Source organism: Massilia sp. Root351 (assembly GCF_001425045.1).
In the GTDB taxonomy this organism is placed as follows: domain Bacteria; phylum Pseudomonadota; class Gammaproteobacteria; order Burkholderiales; family Burkholderiaceae_D; genus Rugamonas.
On sequence record NZ_LMDJ01000003.1, the window covers coordinates 307413 to 325135 of the forward strand.

The 17723-nt window shown below is 66.1% G+C and carries 17 protein-coding genes; 7 read left to right on the forward strand and 10 right to left on the reverse strand.

The features are described from left to right. Positions 1 to 61: 61 nt before the first annotated feature. Positions 62 to 1132: a FecR domain-containing protein gene (locus ASD15_RS07740; RefSeq protein ID WP_082551656.1), complete on the reverse strand. Its 1071-nt coding sequence runs from the start codon at positions 1130 to 1132 to the stop codon at positions 62 to 64. After that, entirely contained in the window at positions 1132 to 1647 is a 516-nt protein-coding gene (locus ASD15_RS07745; RefSeq protein WP_057154244.1) for a sigma-70 family RNA polymerase sigma factor, read from the reverse strand. The genes ASD15_RS07740 and ASD15_RS07745 overlap by 1 nt, the downstream gene beginning before the upstream one ends. Positions 1648 to 1897: 250 nt before the next feature. Between ASD15_RS07745 and ASD15_RS07750 the strand changes: the two genes are divergently transcribed. The 3 genes from ASD15_RS07750 to ASD15_RS07760 all read left to right on the forward strand — a co-directional run bounded on the left by ASD15_RS07750 (position 1898) and on the right by ASD15_RS07760 (position 4660). Continuing rightward, complete coding sequence (locus ASD15_RS07750) at positions 1898 to 2641, forward strand: beta/gamma crystallin-related protein (RefSeq protein ID WP_229418105.1); 744 nt, start codon at positions 1898 to 1900, stop codon at positions 2639 to 2641. 97 nt (positions 2642 to 2738) lie between these two features. Further along, positions 2739 to 3605 carry an acetyl-CoA carboxylase, carboxyltransferase subunit beta gene (gene accD, locus ASD15_RS07755; protein WP_057154246.1) on the forward strand — a complete coding sequence of 289 codons (867 nt, stop codon included), beginning with the start codon at positions 2739 to 2741 and terminating at the stop codon, positions 3603 to 3605. A gap of 29 nt (positions 3606 to 3634) precedes the next feature. Further along, entirely contained in the window at positions 3635 to 4660 is a 1026-nt protein-coding gene (locus tag ASD15_RS07760) for a MerR family transcriptional regulator (RefSeq protein WP_057154247.1), read from the forward strand. Between the two features lie 126 nt (positions 4661 to 4786). Here the strand turns inward: ASD15_RS07760 and ASD15_RS07765 are convergent, their stop codons facing one another. Beyond that, entirely contained in the window at positions 4787 to 6529 is a 1743-nt protein-coding gene (locus ASD15_RS07765) for a cation:proton antiporter (protein WP_057154248.1), read from the reverse strand. A 108-nt stretch (positions 6530 to 6637) separates the two neighbouring features. Then, positions 6638 to 7336, reverse strand: coding sequence for a TetR family transcriptional regulator (locus tag ASD15_RS07770; protein WP_082551675.1), 699 nt, complete (start codon positions 7334 to 7336; stop codon positions 6638 to 6640). Positions 7337 to 7415: 79 nt separating this feature from the next. Between ASD15_RS07770 and ASD15_RS07775 the strand changes: the two genes are divergently transcribed. Both ASD15_RS07775 and ASD15_RS07780 read left to right on the forward strand, forming a co-directional pair. Then, positions 7416 to 8081, forward strand: coding sequence for an O-methyltransferase (locus tag ASD15_RS07775; RefSeq protein ID WP_057154249.1), 666 nt, complete (start codon positions 7416 to 7418; stop codon positions 8079 to 8081). 242 nt (positions 8082 to 8323) lie between these two features. Further along, positions 8324 to 9010, forward strand: coding sequence for a choice-of-anchor E domain-containing protein (locus ASD15_RS07780; RefSeq protein ID WP_162249885.1), 687 nt, complete (start codon positions 8324 to 8326; stop codon positions 9008 to 9010). A 114-nt stretch (positions 9011 to 9124) separates the two neighbouring features. Here ASD15_RS07780 and ASD15_RS07785 read toward each other — a convergent pair whose 3' ends face one another. Beyond that, the gene (locus tag ASD15_RS07785; protein WP_057154251.1) at positions 9125 to 9931 is read right to left on the reverse strand and encodes an alpha/beta fold hydrolase; all 807 of its coding nucleotides are present in this window, start codon (positions 9929 to 9931) and stop codon (positions 9125 to 9127) included. Between the two features lie 411 nt (positions 9932 to 10342). Between ASD15_RS07785 and ASD15_RS07790 the strand changes: the two genes are divergently transcribed. Beyond that, positions 10343 to 11872, forward strand: coding sequence for an FAD-dependent monooxygenase (locus ASD15_RS07790; protein ID WP_057154252.1), 1530 nt, complete (start codon positions 10343 to 10345; stop codon positions 11870 to 11872). Here ASD15_RS07790 and ASD15_RS07795 read toward each other — a convergent pair. Together ASD15_RS07795 and glmS are read right to left on the reverse strand one after the other, a co-directional pair. Beyond that, the gene (locus ASD15_RS07795; RefSeq protein WP_057154253.1) at positions 11856 to 12821 is read right to left on the reverse strand and encodes a PHB depolymerase family esterase; all 966 of its coding nucleotides are present in this window, start codon (positions 12819 to 12821) and stop codon (positions 11856 to 11858) included. The genes ASD15_RS07790 and ASD15_RS07795 overlap by 17 nt on opposite strands. 3 nt (positions 12822 to 12824) lie before the next feature. Beyond that, complete coding sequence (gene glmS / locus ASD15_RS07800; protein WP_057154254.1) at positions 12825 to 14654, reverse strand: glutamine--fructose-6-phosphate transaminase (isomerizing); 1830 nt, start codon at positions 14652 to 14654, stop codon at positions 12825 to 12827. Positions 14655 to 14795: 141 nt separating this feature from the next. Between glmS and ASD15_RS07805 the strand changes: the two genes are divergently transcribed. Next, positions 14796 to 15263 carry an Lrp/AsnC family transcriptional regulator gene (locus tag ASD15_RS07805; RefSeq protein ID WP_057154255.1) on the forward strand — a complete coding sequence of 156 codons (468 nt, stop codon included), beginning with the start codon at positions 14796 to 14798 and terminating at the stop codon, positions 15261 to 15263. A 150-nt stretch (positions 15264 to 15413) separates the two neighbouring features. On the opposite strand, the gene ASD15_RS07810 is transcribed toward ASD15_RS07805, so the two are convergent. Genes ASD15_RS07810 through ASD15_RS07820 form a run of 3 tightly spaced genes read right to left on the reverse strand, consistent with a single transcriptional unit; the run spans position 15414 to position 17706 of the window. Further along, on the reverse strand, positions 15414 to 15749 hold the full coding sequence (locus ASD15_RS07810) for a DUF3325 domain-containing protein (RefSeq protein WP_057154256.1): 336 nt from the start codon (positions 15747 to 15749) through the stop codon (positions 15414 to 15416). Continuing rightward, positions 15746 to 17368 (reverse strand): PepSY domain-containing protein, encoded by a 1623-nt coding sequence (locus ASD15_RS07815; RefSeq protein WP_229418106.1) that lies wholly within the window; start codon positions 17366 to 17368, stop codon positions 15746 to 15748. The genes ASD15_RS07810 and ASD15_RS07815 overlap by 4 nt, the downstream gene beginning before the upstream one ends. Then, positions 17365 to 17706, reverse strand: a complete 342-nt coding sequence (locus tag ASD15_RS07820) for a hypothetical protein (RefSeq protein ID WP_229418107.1) — start codon at positions 17704 to 17706, stop codon at positions 17365 to 17367. Before ASD15_RS07820 ends, ASD15_RS07815 begins: the two co-directional genes overlap by 4 nt. Positions 17707 to 17723: the final 17 nt, after the last annotated feature.

Sequence of the window (17723 nt, forward strand, 5' to 3'; positions counted from 1 at the left end):
CGTTGCTCACCTTCCATGTCCCGCGAGAACAGAAAACAGACCACCCTGGCGCAAAATATTTTCAGCGGTGCGCAGGCCGCAGCGTGACCCAGTAGCGCGTGATGAACTGTGTCTCCACCGGCAGGGTGGCGCGCAGCGTGTCCAGGATGAGGCCGGTATCCGCCAGCGGGTAGCTGCCCGACACACGCAGGCCGGCGATAGCCGGGTCGCAGCCGAGGCGGCCATGGCGGTAGCGCCCCACTTCCGCCAGGAAGTCATCCAGGCGCATGCCGCTGGCAACCAGCATGCCGTCGCTCCAGGCGATGCTGTCGCCGTTGACGGCTTCGGCGGGCGAAACGGCACTACCGCTAAAGCGGGCCAGTTCGCCGGCTTGCAGGATGCGCCCAGGGCCCCCGCGCGGTTGCACCGATACGGCGCCTTCGAAGACGTCGACCCGGCCGTGAGCGGCATGCTGGCGCACGGCGAAATGCGTGCCCAGCGGCCGCAGTTCGCCTTGGACGGTTTCGACCACGAACGGCCGGCCTGCGCCGTCCTTGCCGGTGCGCACCAGGATCTCGCCACTGACCAGGTGCACGCGCCGTTCGGCGCCGGAATAGCGCACATTGATGGCAGTGCCGGTGTTCAGGTCGATGCTGCCGCCGTCGGCCAGCGCGATTGTGCGGCGCTGGCCCACGCCGGTGCGTTCGTCCGCGCTCCACGCGCGCCAGGGCGTGTGCTCCTGCGCCAGCCAGGCGCCGCCGCCGGCGCCGAACAGCAGTGCCAGCGTCTTGATGGCGTCGCGCCGCCGGGCCTGGTGCGGACCGGCCTGCGGCGCATCGAGCAGCGCGCCACGGGCCACCTGTGACACGAACGGGGACGCCGCCCGTCCCGCAGCGGCAGAGCCGCCCAGCGCGCTGCGCCACTGCGCGTTGACGGCGGCTATGCGCTGCCAGGCGCGTTCATGATCCGGATGCTGCTGGCGCCACCGCTCCAGGCCATCGCGGGCGGCGTCCCCGGTCTCGGCGGACTGCAGCTCGACCAGCCACTCCACCGCGCGCCGCGCCACCGCTGGCGGTACAGGCGGCGCAGCTGCCGCTGCGGCGGCGACCTCGGCATCGGCGGCGGCGGCTTCGGCGGTGTCGGCGCCGCGCATCAGTCCTGCGCCAGGGCGAAGTAGCACTGCGTACCCGCGCGCACCAGGTGGCGCTTGACGGTGCTGACCGAAATGCCAAGCTCGGCGGCAATCTCCGCCTGGCTCAACCCGTCCAGCTGGGCGTACAGGAAAGCCCGCTTGACCTGCGGCGGCAAGCCGGCCAGCAGGCAGTCGATCTCGACCAGCGTTTCCAGCAGCATGGCGCGCTCTTCGGGCGACGGCGACAGCGCCGCCGGGGCCTGCGCCAGCGCGTCCAGGTAAGCCCGCTCGATCTGCTCGCGGCGCCAGTGGTTGGCCAGCACGCGCTGCGCCACAGTGGTGAGGAAGGCGCGAGGTTCGGCTATCGCGACCGGCTCGTCGCGCGCCAGCAGGCGCAGGAAGGTGTCGTGCGCCAGGTCCGCGGCGCGGTGCGAGCAGCCCAGCTTTTTGCGCAGCCAGCCCTGCAGCCAGCCGTGGTGGTGGCTGTAGAGGCTGTGGACCTGCAGCTCAAGGAGGGCCGGTTCGGCGACGGACATGACAGTTCCCGGTCAGGTGCCGGGCACCGACAAATGTGAATAAGAATTATTCTCATTCTAGCGCACGCTTATTGTTTAAGCAATTGCCATCTGGCAGTGTCCTAAGCGCGCTTCCGCACAGACCAACTGTTTGTTATCGGGTAGCTTGATGATACCGGGCTGTTCAAGGCCTAATGACTAGGAGACCATCATGAAATTCCCACTAAAAACAACACTTGCGGCTTGCACCATGCTGCTTGGCGGACAAGCAATGGCTCAGATCACGCTGTATCAAGGCGAAGGCTGGCGCGGACGCGCCGTCACCATTTCCAGCACCTCGGACGACTTGCGCCGGGCCGACTTCAACGACCGCGCCTCATCCGTGGTGGTGGAAAAGGGCCGCTGGGAGGTGTGCGAGGACGCCGGCTTCCGTGGCGCATGCCGCATCCTCAAGCGCGGCAGCTATGACTCGCTGGCCGGCATGGGCCTGAACAACAGCATTTCGTCCGTGCGCCAGGTGCGCGGCAACCGCCGGGTCGACAACGAGGCCCCGGCGCCGATGCCGCAACCCAGCTACGAATACCGCCAGCGCCCGAACGAACGCACCTATGAGGCGCGCGTGACCTCGGTGCGCGCCGTGGTGGGGCCGCCGGAACAGCGCTGCTGGGTTGAACGCCAGCAAGTGCAATCCCAGGACAACCGCCCCAGCACCGGCGGCATGCTGGCCGGCGCCATCCTCGGCGGCGTGCTGGGCCACCAGGTGGGCGGCGGGTCGGGACGCGACATCGCGACCGTGGGCGGCGCGCTGGCCGGCGGCGCGATCGGCGCCAACGCAGGCCGGGGCGGCAACAACACCTATGGCCAGGATGTGCGGCGCTGCGAAAACGTGGCCAACGCCACGCCGCAGTACTGGGACGTTACCTATGTGCACCGCGGCGTGGAACACCGTACCCAGCTGGCTTCGGCGCCGGGTGAGTACATTCCGGTGAACCGCGACGGCGTGCCGCGCATGTAGGAAGGCGCGTTGCCGCAGGCGCGCGAAATTCCGCTTGAACCTGACGTAACGTGAGGATTTAGGATGCACCGCATGACTACACCATGCGAGCGACCCTATGAGCTGGATTGAAAAATTGCTGCCGCCCCGCATCAAGGGCGGCAGCGCGCGCCAGGCGGTACCGGCGGGACTGTGGATCAAATGCCCGGCTTGCGAAGCGGTGCTGTACCGCCCCGACCTGGAAGCGGGCCTGCAGGTTTGTCCCAAGTGCAGCCACCACATGCGCATCGCCGCGCGCGCCAGGCTGGACGCGCTGCTCGATGCGGGCGGCCGTTACGAAATCGGCCAGGAAGTGCTGCCGGTCGATACGCTGAAATTCAAAGGCAGCAAAAGCTACCCCGAACGCCTGCAGTCCGCCATGGACAGCACCGGCGAAACCGACGCCATGATCGTCATCGGCGGCGCCGTGCTGTCGGTGCCGGTGGTGGTGGCCTGCTTCGAGTTCAATTTCATGGGCGGCTCGATGGGCTCCGTGGTGGGCGAACGCTTTGTGCGCGGCGTGCAGGCGGCAATCGACCAGCGCGTGCCCTTCGTCTGCATCACCGCCAGCGGCGGCGCACGCATGCAGGAAGGCTTGCTGTCGCTGATGCAAATGGCCAAGACCACCGCCATGCTGGCCAAGCTGGCGGAGCAGGGCCTGCCATTCGTGTCGGTGCTGACCGATCCCACTTCCGGCGGCATCTCCGCCTCGTTCTGCTTCCTGGGTGACCTGGTGATCGCTGAGCCGAAGGCCTTGATTGCCTTCACCGGCGCACGCGTGATCAAAAGCACGCTCGGCGTCACGCTGCCGGACGGCTATCAGCGGCCGGAGTTCCTGCTGGAGCGCGGCGCCATCGACATGATTGTCGACCGGCGCGAGATGCGCACCGAGCTGGCGGCGCTGCTAGCGCTGCTGCTCAAGCTGCCCAGCGACGCAGTGGTGTGAAGTACACTGGCGCGCATGAAAGCACTGACATGAAAGCACTGAGAATCGGCGAACTGGCGGCACGCTCCGGACTCACGGTGCGCGCGCTGCACCACTACGACAGCATCGGCCTGCTGCGGCCGTCGGCGCGCGCCGATTCCGGCCACCGCCTGTACAACCGGGACGACGCCGCGCGCCTGCACCAGATTCTGGCGCTGCGCAAATTCGGCATGGCGCTGGCCGACATCGGCACCTTGCTGGCCAGCCCGGACGCGCCGTTTGCCGGCGTCGTGGCGCAGCAGATCGAAGCGCTCGACCGCCAGATCGCGCAAGCGTCGGCGCTGCGGGCGCAGCTCACGCAACTGCAGCGGCATATGGACGGCGGCGGCAAGCCGGAGCTGGAAGACTGGCTGGCCACCCTGGAACATATGCACTTGTACGAGCAATACTTCTCGCAAGAGGAGCTGCGCCGGCTACCTTTCTGGCAGCAGGACGCGCGCCGCAACCAGGCCTGGGCCACGCTGGTTACCGAGCTGCTGGAGGCGATTGCGCGCGGCCTGCCCGCCGCCGCCCCGGAAGCCGGCGCATTGGCGCAGCGCTGGATGCAGATGCTGGAAGATGACACCGGCGGGGATCCGGAATTCGCGTGGCGCATGACGCGCATGCTGGAGCAGGAAGCCTCGGCGCAGCGGCTCACCCGCATCACGCCGGAACTCAAGCAGTACGTGGCCGAGGCATGGGGCGCGCACCGCCTGGCGCTGTATGCGAAATACCTGCATGCCGCCGAAGTTCAGCACATGCGCGAGCATGGCGGCAAGCACTTCCGCGCGTGGATGGCGCTGATCGTGACGGTGCACCGCCACATGGCCAGCGGCATTGCGGCCCATGAACCGTCATCGCAGGGACTGGCCGCCGAGTGGATGAGACTATTCCATTTGCGCTGCGGCGGCGATCCGGCCACGCTGGAGCGGATCCGGCTTGCGCACGAGCGCGAACCAGCGCTGCTGAAGGGCACCTGGGTCAGCGCTGCCATGCTGGACTACATCCGCGCCGCGCAGGCCGATTTCAGCGGTTGAACGTCACGACTGTCGAACCGGAACCGGTCCTGCGGTTGTCGTCCCTGCCGATGGTGCGCGATGCCAGCGCGGCCGGCGCGGTCCATCTTCGGCAGCCAGCTTGAATGGGGCAAGCTGCCGGCAGTCTCAACCGGGCGGTGCGTCGGCTATCCTGGCGAGCTGGTTGGCGCGCTCCTGTTCGATGTGATAGCCCGCCGTCCCCATCGGCATGCCCGCCGCGTTCAGCGCGAAGCAGGCCAGCTGCAGGCCGGATTCAATAGCTTCGGACACCACTTCCGTGGCGCCGGCGGCTTTCAGGGCCTGGGCGTGCCGCGCGTCGCGCGCCCTGGCCAGCAGGCACAGGTGCGGGTAGTGGCGCCGCAGCGCGCTCACTGCCTGCAGGGCCGCGCGCGGGTCGTCCATGGTCAGCACCACGCAAGCCGCGTCAACGCTGCCCAGGCGCTGCAACAGCTCGGGCAAGGCGGCGTCGCCCGAATACACGCAATCCTCCTGCCGCTTCTTGCGCGCGTCTTCCACCAAATGGCGGTCGCGCTCCACCGCGATGTACTGGATACCCTGGCGCCCCAGCACATCCGCAACCAGCTGGCCGACCCGGCCGTAGCCGCCAATGATGACGTGGCCGGCACGGTGGCCCAGCGCCTGGCCATCGCCACGCGCTTCGCCCGCTGCGTCCTGGCCGGCGCGGCCGCGCCGCGCGATGAACGCGCCGGCCGCCGCCGCGCCGGGGGCGAGCAGCATGCTCAGGCTCACCACCAGCAGCAGAAACTGGCTGTCGGCGGGCGTCAGCAACTGCGTGCTGACCGCATAGGCCAGGATGATAAAGGCAAATTCACCGCCCTGTCCCAGCAACAGCCCGCCCTGCAAGGCGGTGGCCCAGCCCAGCGGCGCCAGCAGCAGCATGATGACCAGCGCCTTGATCGCCAGCAGCCCCAGCACGGAGGCCGGGAGCAGCAACGGGTAGTCCGCCACCACGCGCAAATCGACGCCCATGCCGACCGACATGAAGAACAGGCCCATCAGCAAGCCTTTGAACGGTTCGACGATGATTTCCACTTCGTACTGGAACTCGGTATCGGCCAGCAGCAGGCCAGCCAGCAAGGCGCCCAGCGCCAGCGACAGGCCGCCCGCTGCCGTGAGGGCGGCGATCCCCAGCGTCAGCAGCAGGATGAGGGCGACAAACACTTCCGGCTGGCGCTGCACGGCTGCCGACGAGAACAGGGGCCGGACAACGCGCCGCCCGACGATGTAGATCAGCGCAATCGCCGCAACCGCTTTCGCGACCGCCAGCAGCAGCGACAGCCACAGCGCCTCGTCGCTATCGCCTGCGAGGCCCTCGACCAGGATCAAGGCCGGCACCACGGCCAGGTCCTGCAGCATCAGGATGGCGAAGCACTTCTGGCCCAGGGGGGTCTTGAGCGCATGCTGTTTGCTCAGCAGCGCCATGGCCACGGCGGTACTGGACATGGCGAGTGTCATGCCAATGGCCATGGCGGCAGGTGGCGGATTGCCGAACGCGAATGCGAACAGGCCGATGGCAACGGCGGTGAGCACCACCTGCGCAGCGCCGGTGCCGAATACGTCGCGCCGCAGCGCCCACAAGCGGCCTGGCGACAGCTCCAGCCCGATCATGAACATCATGAACACAATGCCCAGTTCGCCCAGCGGCTGGATGCGCTCAACGTCATGGAAAGTGACATGCGACAGCCAAGGCATGCCGCCAGCCCAGCTGGCAAGGCCATGCGGTCCGAAGCAAACGCCTATGATCAGGAAGCCCAGCATCTGGTTGATGCGCAGGCGCTGCATTACCGGCACGAGGATGCCGGCCAAGGCCAAAAACAAGAGTGCTTCACGTAGTTCGTAGGCGGACATGCGGGATCCAGGGCGGTGTAGGGTTGCTGCGAGTGTAGGGGCCCGATGGCGGCGGCACAAGTAAGGCGGGCAGTTCCCAGTGCGTTTTTCCGGAAGAGATAAGCTTTATCATGGAACATCTGCCGGCTCGCCAGCTGCGCCGCTGACTGCGGGGCGCCTGTCAGCGTCCAGGCCGCCGCGCACGGACAGCGTGGCCAGGTAGGCGCACAGCATGTCGGCGAGGGCGTCCGCATATGCCGTGATTTCCCCATCCGTGCGCGGCATTTCCGAGAACTGCTTGCCGACGGCGCCGAGGGTAGCCATGAGCAGATCGCCTGCCATTGCGCGCACCGGTTCGGCGGCGGCCGGCAGCGCTTCCAGCATGAAGGCCTGGACCATGCGGTCTCCGGCGGCCCTGGCCTCGGCCGCTTCCGGCGCGTCGCGGTAAAAGGGCGCGGCATCGTCGAGCGCCGTGCGGACCTCCGCTTCTTCGCATTCCGAGCGCACGAAGGCGTGTACCAGCATGCGCAGGCGTTGCAGCGGCGGCGTGCCGGCCTCTTGCAGAATGCTGGCCAGCATGGCCGACGTTTGCTGCCATTCATCGCTTTGCAGCCGGAACAGGATGGACGCCTTGTTCGGAAAGTACTGGTACACCGACCCCACGCTCACGCCGGCGCGCTCCGCCACACGGGTGGTGGTGAAGCGGTGCGCCCCTTCCTTCGCCAAAACCTGAATAGCCGCTTGCAAAATCACGGAAACGAGCTCGTTCGAACGTGCCTGTTTCGGCTGTCTGCGCGAGGAAATGCGGGGGCTGCGGGGTGGCGTCATGGCGGGAGCAGGGAACGCGAATATGAAATGTGAAGGATTCTTCATATTATTACTGCTCTCAATTCAGAAAGGAATACCCATGACGACCCTGACCAACACCCCTGTCGGCCCGCTGCTTGAGCGTCTGTTCGCCGAGGCCAGCAGCACGCCGATACCTGCAATGGCGGCGTTCGCCGCGCTGCTCCCGGCGGAGCGCGCACGCATGATGGGCAGCAAGACCGAATACCGCGAGCTGTACGCGCAATTGAAAGAGGCCGCGATTCCGGTCAGCCGCGCGACCGGCGCGCTGCTGTACATGCTGGCGCGCAGCACTCAGGCCAGCGCCATTGTCGAGTTCGGCACATCGTTCGGCATCTCGACCCTGCATCTTGCCGCAGCCTTGCGCGACAACGGCGGCGGCCGGCTGATCACCACGGAATTCGAGCCATCCAAGGCGCAGCGCGCGCGCGCCAATCTCGATGCCGGCGGCCTGCTGGACCTGGTGGAAATACGCGAAGGCGACGCGCTCGAAACGCTGCGCGCGGACCTGCCGGAATGGATCGACCTGCTGCTGCTGGACGGCGCCAAGGCGCTGTATGCGGATGTGCTGCGCCTGGTGGAGCAGCGGCTCCGGCCCGGCGCCCTCATCGTTGCCGACAACGCCGACTACTGCCCCGAGTACCTGGCATTGGTACGCGCGCCGCAAAGCGGGTATCTGTCCCTGCCGTTCGGCGGCGATGTGGAGCTGTCGATGAAGTGCGGCTAGCAGGCCAGGGGGAAATGTGTCGCGCAGGATACGGGGCTGTCGGCAAATTTTACATCCGCAGAGGTCATATCAGTTGTGCGAGAGTTAAGTCTTTGTTTTTAAGGAAACATTTCCAGTTGGCATAGATTATGCTCTTAGGTAATCGATGTATTCATTAGGAATCAGACTTCCAACGACTTCGCTTCCATAACGATACAGCCGTAGCACCTATCCGATCATTTCCTTTCAACCAGAGAATTATCTTGAAAAAAATCTTTGCAGCCTTGGCGGTTGCCGCCGCCCTGTCCCCGTTTGCCAGCGCCCAAGCCGCCACCATCAGCTTTGCCGATACCAAATCCATCGCCACCACGAACTGGACCGATTTCCTCAGCTTCGGTAAATTCGACAGCAGCCTGGGCACCCTGACCTCAATCAAATTCGACCTGAGCGGCACGGTCCAGGGTGCTGGCAACGCCGAGAGCCTGGATGCCGCAGCTTCCAGCGTTACCCTGAGCCTGGGCGCACTGCTGGGCTTGACCCGTCCAGACGGCAGCACGCTGGTTGTGACCAATCCTCTGTTTAGCCAGGTATTCGAATTCGGCGCCTTCGACGGCACCATCAACTTCAGCGGCGCTTCCGGCGGCAGCACCGGCACCGTGTCGGCAAACGGCTCGAACTCCTTCACCAGCTTCAATGCCAGCGACTTCTCGCTGTTCTCGGCATTGGGTGGCGGCACCATCAATCTGGGCCTGAACGCCATCGGCAATTCGAGCGGCACCGGCGCCGGCAACCTGCTGACCCAGTTCAACACGTCGGCAGCCGGTAACGTGCTGGTCACCTACACCTACACGCCTACCGGCGAAGTGCCAGAGCCAGCAACCCTGGCAACGCTGATCGCCGGCCTCGGCCTGATGGGCGCCGTACGCCGCCGCGCGAAGAAGCAGGCGTAATACCGTAACGCCGTAAGGGCTGGCCGCACTGGCCTGCCGCGAACAAAAAAGCCGTCTTGCCAACCTCGATCGGCAAGACGGCTTTGTCGTTTGACGGCGCTGATCCGCGGCGTGTTACTTGGCCTGCGCCGCTTCCTCGATCAGTTTGGCCACCGCGGCCGGATTCGAGGTCATCACCACATGCGAAGCGCCCGGAATGGCGACGGTTTTGCGCGACTTGGCGCGCTCAGCCATGAAGCCCAGTGCCGCAGCCGGAATGTTCTTGTCGGCGGTGCCGTAGACGAAGTAGGACGGCACGCTTTTCCAGGCTGGCGCACCTGCCGCTTCGGCCAGGGCCGCCTCGGCGATAGGACGCTGGGCAATTGCCATCAGATCGGCCTCAGCCTTCGGAACGTCGGCAGCGAACTGCTTGTGGAACTTATCTTGCTGGATGTAGAAGTCCTTGCCGCCGTCCGCCAGCGCCACCGGCTCGGCCAGCGCGCCGCCCAGCGTGCCGCCTGGATAGCGGCCGGACAGCTCGAGCGCGGTCTCACCCTGTTCAGGGGCGAACGCGGCCACGTACACCAGGCTCTTGACGTTGGGCTGGCCGTTCGCTGCCGCCGAGATGACGGCGCCGCCGTAGGAATGTCCCACCAGCACGACCGGGCCTTTCACGCTACGCACGATATCGGCCACCACATTCGCATCGCCCTTCACGCTGCGCAGCGGATTGGCTGCGCCGATGACGTTGTACCCGTCTGCACGCAGCTTGGCGGCGACGCCGTTCCAGCTGGTTGCGTCGGCGAAGGCGCCGTGCACCAGGACCACGGTCGGCTTGACGCTGCTTGCAGGCGCTGCGGACGCTGCGGACGCTGCCATGGCAGGTGCTGCGGCGGCGCCGATGATCGACAGGGCGAGGGCGATGTTTTTGATGGCTTTCATGGTGAATCCTTTCGTGAGAGATTTTATTTAGCGAACCAATATATAGTGCACTACTTGTTTACTACAGGCTTCTTTGTTTGCAACCGATGTGAAGAAGTATAAGTAGTACGCTAATCAATAGCAAGCTATTTTTGTAAAAATTTTTCAGGCGTGCGAAGAGGACAAAATCGGCGCCGCGTTGCGATGCTACAATCGCCCTGTCGAAAAAGGTGGGCCGGCGTGGTGAGCCCCGGCCAACTCCAGGCATGGAGTGATGCATTTTCTCAGCCTCAGCGCTGAAAACCACGACGAGAGCGGACGTGCGCCGATTTCTCGTGGAACTTTTTTGACGTGCCCTGCCGCCCGGCGGGGCTGTGGTTCTCGCGGATCGACGCGCGTCCTTTGTAGCCATAGGCAAGAAAGGACGTTCCCATGCAACATACTCCCATCCTCGTTGTCGGCGGGTCCCTGGTTGGACTCTCCACCTCGCTGTTCCTATCGTGGCACGGCGTGGCCCACATCGTTATCGACAAGCACCCCGGCAGTTCGCCGCATCCCCGCGCCATGGGCTTTACCGAAACCACCCTGGAGCATTACCGCGCGGTCGGCATCGCCGACCAGATTCCACAGGTGCCGGCCGGCACGCGCTTGCGGCGCGTGACAGTGGACAGCCTGGCCGGGGACTGGAAAAGCGAACAGGCCTGGACACCCGGCGAAGCGCCGGTCCGGCCGAGCGAACTATCGCCGTGCACCGGTGCCGCCATCGCCCAGGACCGGCTGGAGCCGATTCTGCGGGCGGCGGCAATCAAGCGCGGCGCGGATTGCCGCACCAGTACCGAACTCATCGATTTCCGTCTGGAGCAGGACGGCGTGCTGGCGCAGGTGCGCGACCGTATTAGCGGGCAGCAGTATGAAATCGGCGCGCGCTACCTGATCGCAGCCGATGGCGCCGCCAGTCCCATCCGCGAAAAACTCGGCATACCGCGCAGCGGAGTTGGCCATCTTGGCGTATTGCGCAGCGTACTGTTTTATTGTCCGGGCGCGGATGCCTTTCTGCAGCGCGGCGCGCAGCAGTTCACCATCGAGCAACAGGGATACCGCGCCTTCCTGACCACGTATGGCGACAGCCGCTGGGTGCTGATGCTGGACGGCGACGAAGACCGCACCGGCGCGGAACTGCAGTCGGCGATCCGCCGCGCGCTCGGTGCGGACCTGGCCTTCGAGATCATCACGACGGGGCGCTGGGAACTGGCAGGGCGCGTTGCCGATACCTACCGCCACGGGCCGATCTTCCTGGCGGGCGACGCTGCCCATCAGCTGCCGCCCACGCGCGGCGGTTTCGGCGCCAACACCGGCATCGACGACGCCTGGAACCTCGCATGGAAATTGAAGCGCGTGCTCGCCGGCGAGGCGGCACCGGGCCTGCTTGATACCTACGACGCGGAGCGGCGGCCGATCGGCTGGCTGCGGCACCAGCAGACGTTTTCCCGACCCGATTACGCGACGCGGGCCGGCGCGGCCTTCACGCCAGACCCGCTATTCGGCAACGACGCCCTGGAGTTTGGCCAGCTGGTTCGATCCGCAGCAGTGGCCGGCGCAGGCCCGGACCTGCCGGCCGCCGCCGCGCCCGGGCAATGGATCGGCCAACCCGGAACCCGCGCGCCGCACGTGTGGCTGGAAAGGGCGGGCCGGCGCATGTCGTCGCTCGACCTGTTCGGTAAGGATTATGTGCTGATCTCGGCGAGCGAGACGTGGCTGGCCGTGGCCGGGGAGCTGGGTCTGCAGCCCGTGGCGGCGGGCACCGGCATCGTATTCCCGCCCGCGCAACCCTTCGGCGCCCTGTTCGGCGTACCGCCGGAAGGCGCCACCGTCGTGCGGCCGGACGGCGTCATCGGCTGGCGCAGCCAGGGCGCGCCCGACGGCGGCAGCATCGGCGAACTGGTCGCTACGCTGATGCGGTAACCGGAGCGCGCTTGTCCTTGAAAAAGGCCCATGCTTCCTCGGCTGCCTCGATGTCGGCGTTCTGGGCGCCGGGGAACCAGGAAAACAGGCCAGGATAGCGTTTCAGCGCACTGGGCTCGGCATGGCCGCCGCCTTCTATCTTCAGCAAGCAGACCTGCAGCGCCGCGGGGTCGGCGCCCCAGGTATAGCGGGTAACGCGCGTGGCGGCGCCAGGCCGCTGCTGCGCGATGGCGGTGACGGCGGGTTCGCCACGCAAACCGGCCAGCTCGCGCCACACGGCGACCGATTCCTCCACGCTGGTCATCGGCGCGGCAAGCGAGGAGAAGATGCGGAACTGGTAGAGGAACTTACGCCCCGTGTAGGGAATAAAGGGATCGGCCGTGCCTGCCATGAACAGGACCGGCAGCGGCGTGCGGGGCTGGCCGCAGTTACTGGCAACGGGCATGGCGGCCAGCGCCACCGACAAGGCTGCCAGGCGCGGCGCGATCTCCGTCGCCGCACGGTAGGCCATCATGCCGCCCTTGGAAACGCCCATGAGATAGACCCGCGCCGGGTCGGCGTCATCCTCCGCAATGGCGCGGTCTATCAAGGCGCCGATCAGCGCACTGTCGTCGGATTTGGGATTGGCGGTGACACCGGCGTAGCTGTCGTTCCACGCGCGCTCGCCCCGGCGCTTGCTGCCATTCGGCGCAATCACCAGCAGCTGTTCGCGCTCGGCGATTTCCAGCCACAGCGACAAGGGAGACGGCGGAAAACTCAGCCCGAGCAATTGCTCGGCGGAGGAACCAGCGCCGTGCAGCAATATCACCAGCGGCCGCTTGCCCATAGCGGCGCGGCTGGGCACCGCCTTCAGGAAGTGGCGGACGCCTTCGGGGCGGAACAGCGTACCGGTTTCAATGCGCGCCTTAGCGCCTGTGCTGGTCTCGCTGCCCCGGAAGAAGTCCCGCAAGCCTTACTCGACCGTCACCGACTTGGCCAGATTGCGCGGCTTGTCGACGTCGGTGCCGCGCGCCAGGGCGGAGTGGTAGGCCAGCAGCTGCAGCGACACCACGTGCAGGATAGGCGACAGCTGGCCGTAGTGCTCGGGCATGCGGATCACGTGCACGCCGTCGCCGGAGGTGATGCGCGAATCGACGTCGGCGAACACGAACAGCTGGCCGCCGCGCGCGCGCACTTCCTGCATGTTCGATTTCAGCTTTTCGATCAGCGTGTCGTTCGGGGCGATGGTCACCACCGGCATTTCCTCGGTCACCAGCGCCAGCGGGCCGTGCTTCAGTTCACCCGCAGGGTAGGCCTCAGCGTGGATGTAGGAAATCTCCTTGAGCTTGAGCGCGCCTTCCAGCGCGATCGGGTAGTGCAGGCCACGGCCCAGGAACAGGGCGTTTTCCTTGCGCGCGAATTCTTCGGCCCAGGCGATGATCTGCGGCTCCAGCGCCAGCACCGAGGTGATGGCCGATGGCAGGTGGCGCATGGCTTTCAGGTGCGCGCTTTCTTCTTCGTCCGTCAGGCGGCCGTTCACTTGCGCCAGGGTCAAGGTGAGCAGGAACAGCGCGGCCAACTGGGTGGTGAAGGCCTTGGTCGAGGCCACGCCCACTTCCACGCCGGCGCGGGTGATGTAGGCCAGTTTGCATTCGCGCACCATGGCGCTGGTGGCCACGTTGCAGATGGTGAGGGTGTGCTCCATGCCCAGCGAACGCGCGTGCTTGAGCGCGGCCAGGGTATCGGCGGTTTCGCCGGATTGCGAGATGGTGACCACCAGCGTGCGCGGGTCGGGCACCGAGTCGCGGTAGCGGTATTCGCTGGCGATTTCCACGTTGACCGGGACCTTGGCGATCGATTCGATCCAGTACTTGGCGGTGGAGCCGGCGTAATAGCTGGTACCGCAGGCCAGGATCAGCACGCGGTCGATTTCCTTGAACACCTTGTAGGCGCCGTCGCCGAACAGCTCGGGCATGATGCCGGTGATGCCTTCCAGCGTGTCGCCGATGACGCGCGGCTGCTCGAAGATCTCTTTCTGCATGTAGTGGCGGTACGGACCCAGTTCGGCCGCGCCGGTGTGCGCGTGCACGGTCTTGACTTCGCGCTCGGCGGACTTACCGTTGACGTCCACGATCCACACTTTACCCAGTTGCAGGTCGACCACGTCGCCTTCTTCCAGGTAGATGATCTGGTTGCTGGTGCCGGCCAGCGCCATGGCGTCCGAGGCGACGAAGTTTTCGCCTTCGCCGATGCCGACGATGAGCGGCGAGCCCTGCCGCGCTGCCACCACGCGGTGCGGCTCCTCGCGCGAGAACACGGCGATGGCGTAAGCGCCGTGCAGGCGCTTGACGGCTTGCTGCACGGTCTCGAACAGGTCGCCGTTGTACATATGGTCGACCAGGTGGGCGATCACTTCGGTGTCGGTCTGGCTCTGGAACACATAACCCAGCGCGGTCAGTTCGGCGCGCAGCTCGTCGTGGTTTTCGATGATGCCGTTGTGGACCAGCGCGATGCGCGCGTTGTCCGAGCTAGGCGAGAAGTGCGGGTGGGCGTTGTGCGAGGCGGGTGCGCCGTGTGTGGCCCAGCGGGTGTGGGCGATGCCGGTAAAGCCGCTCAGGCCGGTTTCCGCGACCTGCTTTTCCAGGTCGGCCACGCGCGAGGTGCTGCGCGAGCGCTGCAGTTGGCCGTTCACGTGCAGCGCCACGCCGCAGGAGTCGTAGCCTCGGTATTCCAGGCGCTTCAGGCCTTCGAGCAGGATGGGGGTGATGTTACGTTGCGCTACCGCGCCGACGATGCCGCACATGAAAACCTCTGTATGGATAGTTAATGAATCCATACTAGAGCAGCGGTCTTGAAATAAGCTTTCTAAATTCAATCGTGTATGAAATATTCTTTCATTCAAGTATAATAATGAAATTAAATTTCACTTAATGTCTTATATTTTATGAATATTCCAGAACTGGATGAAGTAGACCGTCGCATCCTGAACGTGCTGCAGCAGAATGCGGCTTTGACCAATGCCGAGCTGGCACTTGCAGTGCACGTGTCGCCGCCCACGTGCTTACGGCGCGTGAAGCAGCTGACGGAAACCGGGGTGATCCAGCGGCAGGTCGCTATCGTATCACCGGAAAGCGTGGGCGCGCGCCTCACTGCCATCGTGGAGATCACGCTGGATGTGCAGGCGGCCGAACGCATGGCGGAGTTCGAGCAGCATGTAGCAGGCGACGACGCGGTGCTGCAGTGCTACCGGGTGTCGCCGGGGCCGGACTTCGTGCTGGTGATACAGGTGGCGGACATGCCAGCCTACAACGCGCTGGCGCACCGGCTGTTCGCGGCGCATACCAACGTGCGCAACGTGAAAACCTACTTCTCCACCCTGCGCAGCAAGTTCGAAACGCGCATCGCGGTGTAGCTTATACAGGCTTATCCATAGCTTATCCAAGGTTTATCCAACGATTATTCAACCGTATATCCACCGTATATTCACCGCTTATGCACGGGGTTATCCACCATCTTTACCACGGTTATACCAGCCTTATTCCATGCTTTTCCAGAGGGTTTTCTACAGGGTTGTCCACAGGCCGAAAATGGCGCTGACGGGCGCCAAAGCCGCACCCAGCCTTGCTCCGTAGGGCAACAGGAAGGCCAGGATCAGCGCGCCGGCAGTGAGAAAGCCGGTCCAGCCGACTACGCCAGCGCCGACGCCCCACAAATCGCTGCAGGAAAGCAGGGCTGCCGCCAGCAGCAGCGCGCCGGCCACGCGCAGGCTGCTGCGCGCGAGGGGCGTGGCATCGCGGCCGCGCCATTGCTGGTGGTGGCGGTCCATCGCCAGTGCCAGGGCAGCCATGCCCGCGTAGCACAGCGCCAGCGCGCCCAGAGTTTGCAGCGCGGCCATCATGCACCGGCCTTGCCGGCGGTGCGGGCGCCGGCGACAGCGGCGGTATTGCTCGCCGCAGGCTTGGCGGCCGCTCCGCCGCGCACGCGCCAGGCGGCGGCTACCAACAGCAGGCCGAAGGCGAGCGAGGTCAACTCCACGCCGGCGCGCTCCCAGTCCCCTTGCGCGACGTAGCCGGCGAAGTGCTGGCCGGTGGTGGCGGCGTTCAGCGCCGGCAGCAGCAGGCAAAGCGTTGCGGCGGCGAGCAACTGTTCGCGCCAGGCCTGCGCGGCGGGACGCAGGGCGGCGTGCAACAGGGTGGCCAGCCAGGCGCCGAAGAAGGCGAGAATCTCCCAGTCATGCCGCTCGTCGATGCCGAGCGGGACCAGGCGGTTGGCCCACAGGTAGCCGATGCAGGCCAGCGACAGGCCTGCAATCGAGGCCACGTTGAGCACTTCAATCAGGCGGTACACCTGCGGCGTGCGCGCGCCGAACTCGCGCTGCGACTTCTGGCGCCGCTTCACCATGAACAGGACGGCGCCGCTGGCCATCATGGCGGTGCCGGCCAGGCCGGACACGAAGTACAGCCAGCGGATGGCGCTGCCGGCGAAGTGCAGGCGGTGCAGCTCGTCCAGGGTGCTCATAGTGGCGCGGGCGCCGTTGGCGGGCGCGCGGTGCGGCATGCGCGTCTCCAGCAGGGCCCCGCTGACGCCGTCGAAGGTGAGCACGCCGCGCGTGCTGAGCAGGTTACCGTCCTGCGTGGCGGGGGACGTGGTGCCGTACACCTGCACCGTCATGCCGGCGTCGCCCGGATGGTTGATCACCACCGCGAACACGGGGCTGCGGAAGGTTTCCTCGGCCTGCCGCACCAGCGGCGCCAGTGGTGCCAGCACGCCTGGCCTGCCGGTTGCGCCCCGTTCGGGCCCGTAGTCCTTCACGTTAACGTGGCCTTCGCCGCGCAGCTGCTGCGCCCACAGCACAGCCGGCACGTAGGTGTGCCAGCTGATCGCCAGGCCGCTGTAGACGATGACGAACAGGAAGGGCAGCGTGAGCACGCCCAGGTTGTGCGCATCCAGCCAGGAGCGCTGGCCCTTGGCGGGACGGAAGGTGAAGAAGTCCTTGAAGATGCGCTTGTGGGTGATGACGCCGGAGATCAGCGCCACCAGCATGGCCACCGATGCGGCGCCGACTATCCACAGGCCGGCGACGCCGGCGTGCAGCGCGTGGTGGAACTCCACGAAGTGGTTGCCGCCCGCCGTGTCGCGCACGGTGCGCGCTTCCTCCGGCAGTTCGGTGCCGGTGGCGGTGGAGACGTGCGCGTCCTCGTAGCGGCCCTGCGCATTGAGCCAATAGATGTTGAAGCGCTGTTCGCCTTCGCGCGGCCACAATTCCCACATGTTGCTGTGCGGGGCTTTCCGCTGTAGCAACGCCAGCCCGTGCGCCAGTTGCGCGTCATGGTTGCCGGCGCGCGCGTAGGGCGCGGCGTCGGCGTGCATCGGCGCTTCCGGGCGCATCCAGTCGGAGATGGCGTCGGTGAAGACGCTCAGGGTGCCGGTCAGGAATATGGCGAAGGCGAGCCAGCAGAACCACAGGCCGCCCCAGGTGTGCAGCCAGGACATGCGCTGCCGCAGGCCGCCGCTCACGCCGCACCCCGCTGCGCCAGCACCAGCAATGCCGCCGAGGCGCCCAGCACGGCGGTCGCGCCCAACAGGCTACCCCATGCCTTGGCCGGGCTGCGCACGCCGAAGGCCCAGATGATGGCCAGCGCGTACAGCACCAGTCCCCACAGCGCGCCGCCCAGCAGCGCATCGGATGGCAGGCCGTCGCGGTCGACGAACATCACCGAGGCCAGCACGGCGCCGGCAGATGCGAACAGATAGCCCCCCAGCAGCGCGGCCAGGGTGCGCGCGAGCACAGGGCGCCGCGTGTTGAGGAGGAGTGCGAGCCGGCTGGTGGCGGTGGCAGCGTGCTTGGTGGTCATGATGGCTCCCGATCGGT

Excerpts from the sequence above, each read along its gene's own strand:
- ASD15_RS07740 (WP_082551656.1), bottom strand. The coding sequence starts at position 1,132 with ATGCGCGGCGCCGACACCGCCGAAGCCGCCGCCGCCGATGCCGAGGTC.
- ASD15_RS07745 (WP_057154244.1), bottom strand. The coding sequence starts at position 1,647 with ATGTCCGTCGCCGAACCGGCCCTCCTTGAGCTGCAGGTCCACAGCCTC.
- ASD15_RS07750 (WP_229418105.1), top strand. The coding sequence starts at position 1,898 with ATGGCTCAGATCACGCTGTATCAAGGCGAAGGCTGGCGCGGACGCGCC.
- accD (WP_057154246.1), top strand. The coding sequence starts at position 2,739 with ATGAGCTGGATTGAAAAATTGCTGCCGCCCCGCATCAAGGGCGGCAGC.
- ASD15_RS07760 (WP_057154247.1), top strand. The coding sequence starts at position 3,635 with ATGAAAGCACTGAGAATCGGCGAACTGGCGGCACGCTCCGGACTCACG.
- ASD15_RS07765 (WP_057154248.1), bottom strand. The coding sequence starts at position 6,529 with ATGTCCGCCTACGAACTACGTGAAGCACTCTTGTTTTTGGCCTTGGCC.
- ASD15_RS07770 (WP_082551675.1), bottom strand. The coding sequence starts at position 7,336 with ATGACGCCACCCCGCAGCCCCCGCATTTCCTCGCGCAGACAGCCGAAA.
- ASD15_RS07775 (WP_057154249.1), top strand. The coding sequence starts at position 7,416 with ATGACGACCCTGACCAACACCCCTGTCGGCCCGCTGCTTGAGCGTCTG.
- ASD15_RS07785 (WP_057154251.1), bottom strand. The coding sequence starts at position 9,931 with ATGAAAGCCATCAAAAACATCGCCCTCGCCCTGTCGATCATCGGCGCC.
- ASD15_RS07790 (WP_057154252.1), top strand. The coding sequence starts at position 10,343 with ATGCAACATACTCCCATCCTCGTTGTCGGCGGGTCCCTGGTTGGACTC.
- glmS (WP_057154254.1), bottom strand. The coding sequence starts at position 14,654 with ATGTGCGGCATCGTCGGCGCGGTAGCGCAACGTAACATCACCCCCATC.
- ASD15_RS07805 (WP_057154255.1), top strand. The coding sequence starts at position 14,796 with ATGAATATTCCAGAACTGGATGAAGTAGACCGTCGCATCCTGAACGTG.
- ASD15_RS07810 (WP_057154256.1), bottom strand. The coding sequence starts at position 15,749 with ATGATGGCCGCGCTGCAAACTCTGGGCGCGCTGGCGCTGTGCTACGCG.
- ASD15_RS07820 (WP_229418107.1), bottom strand. The coding sequence starts at position 17,706 with ATGACCACCAAGCACGCTGCCACCGCCACCAGCCGGCTCGCACTCCTC.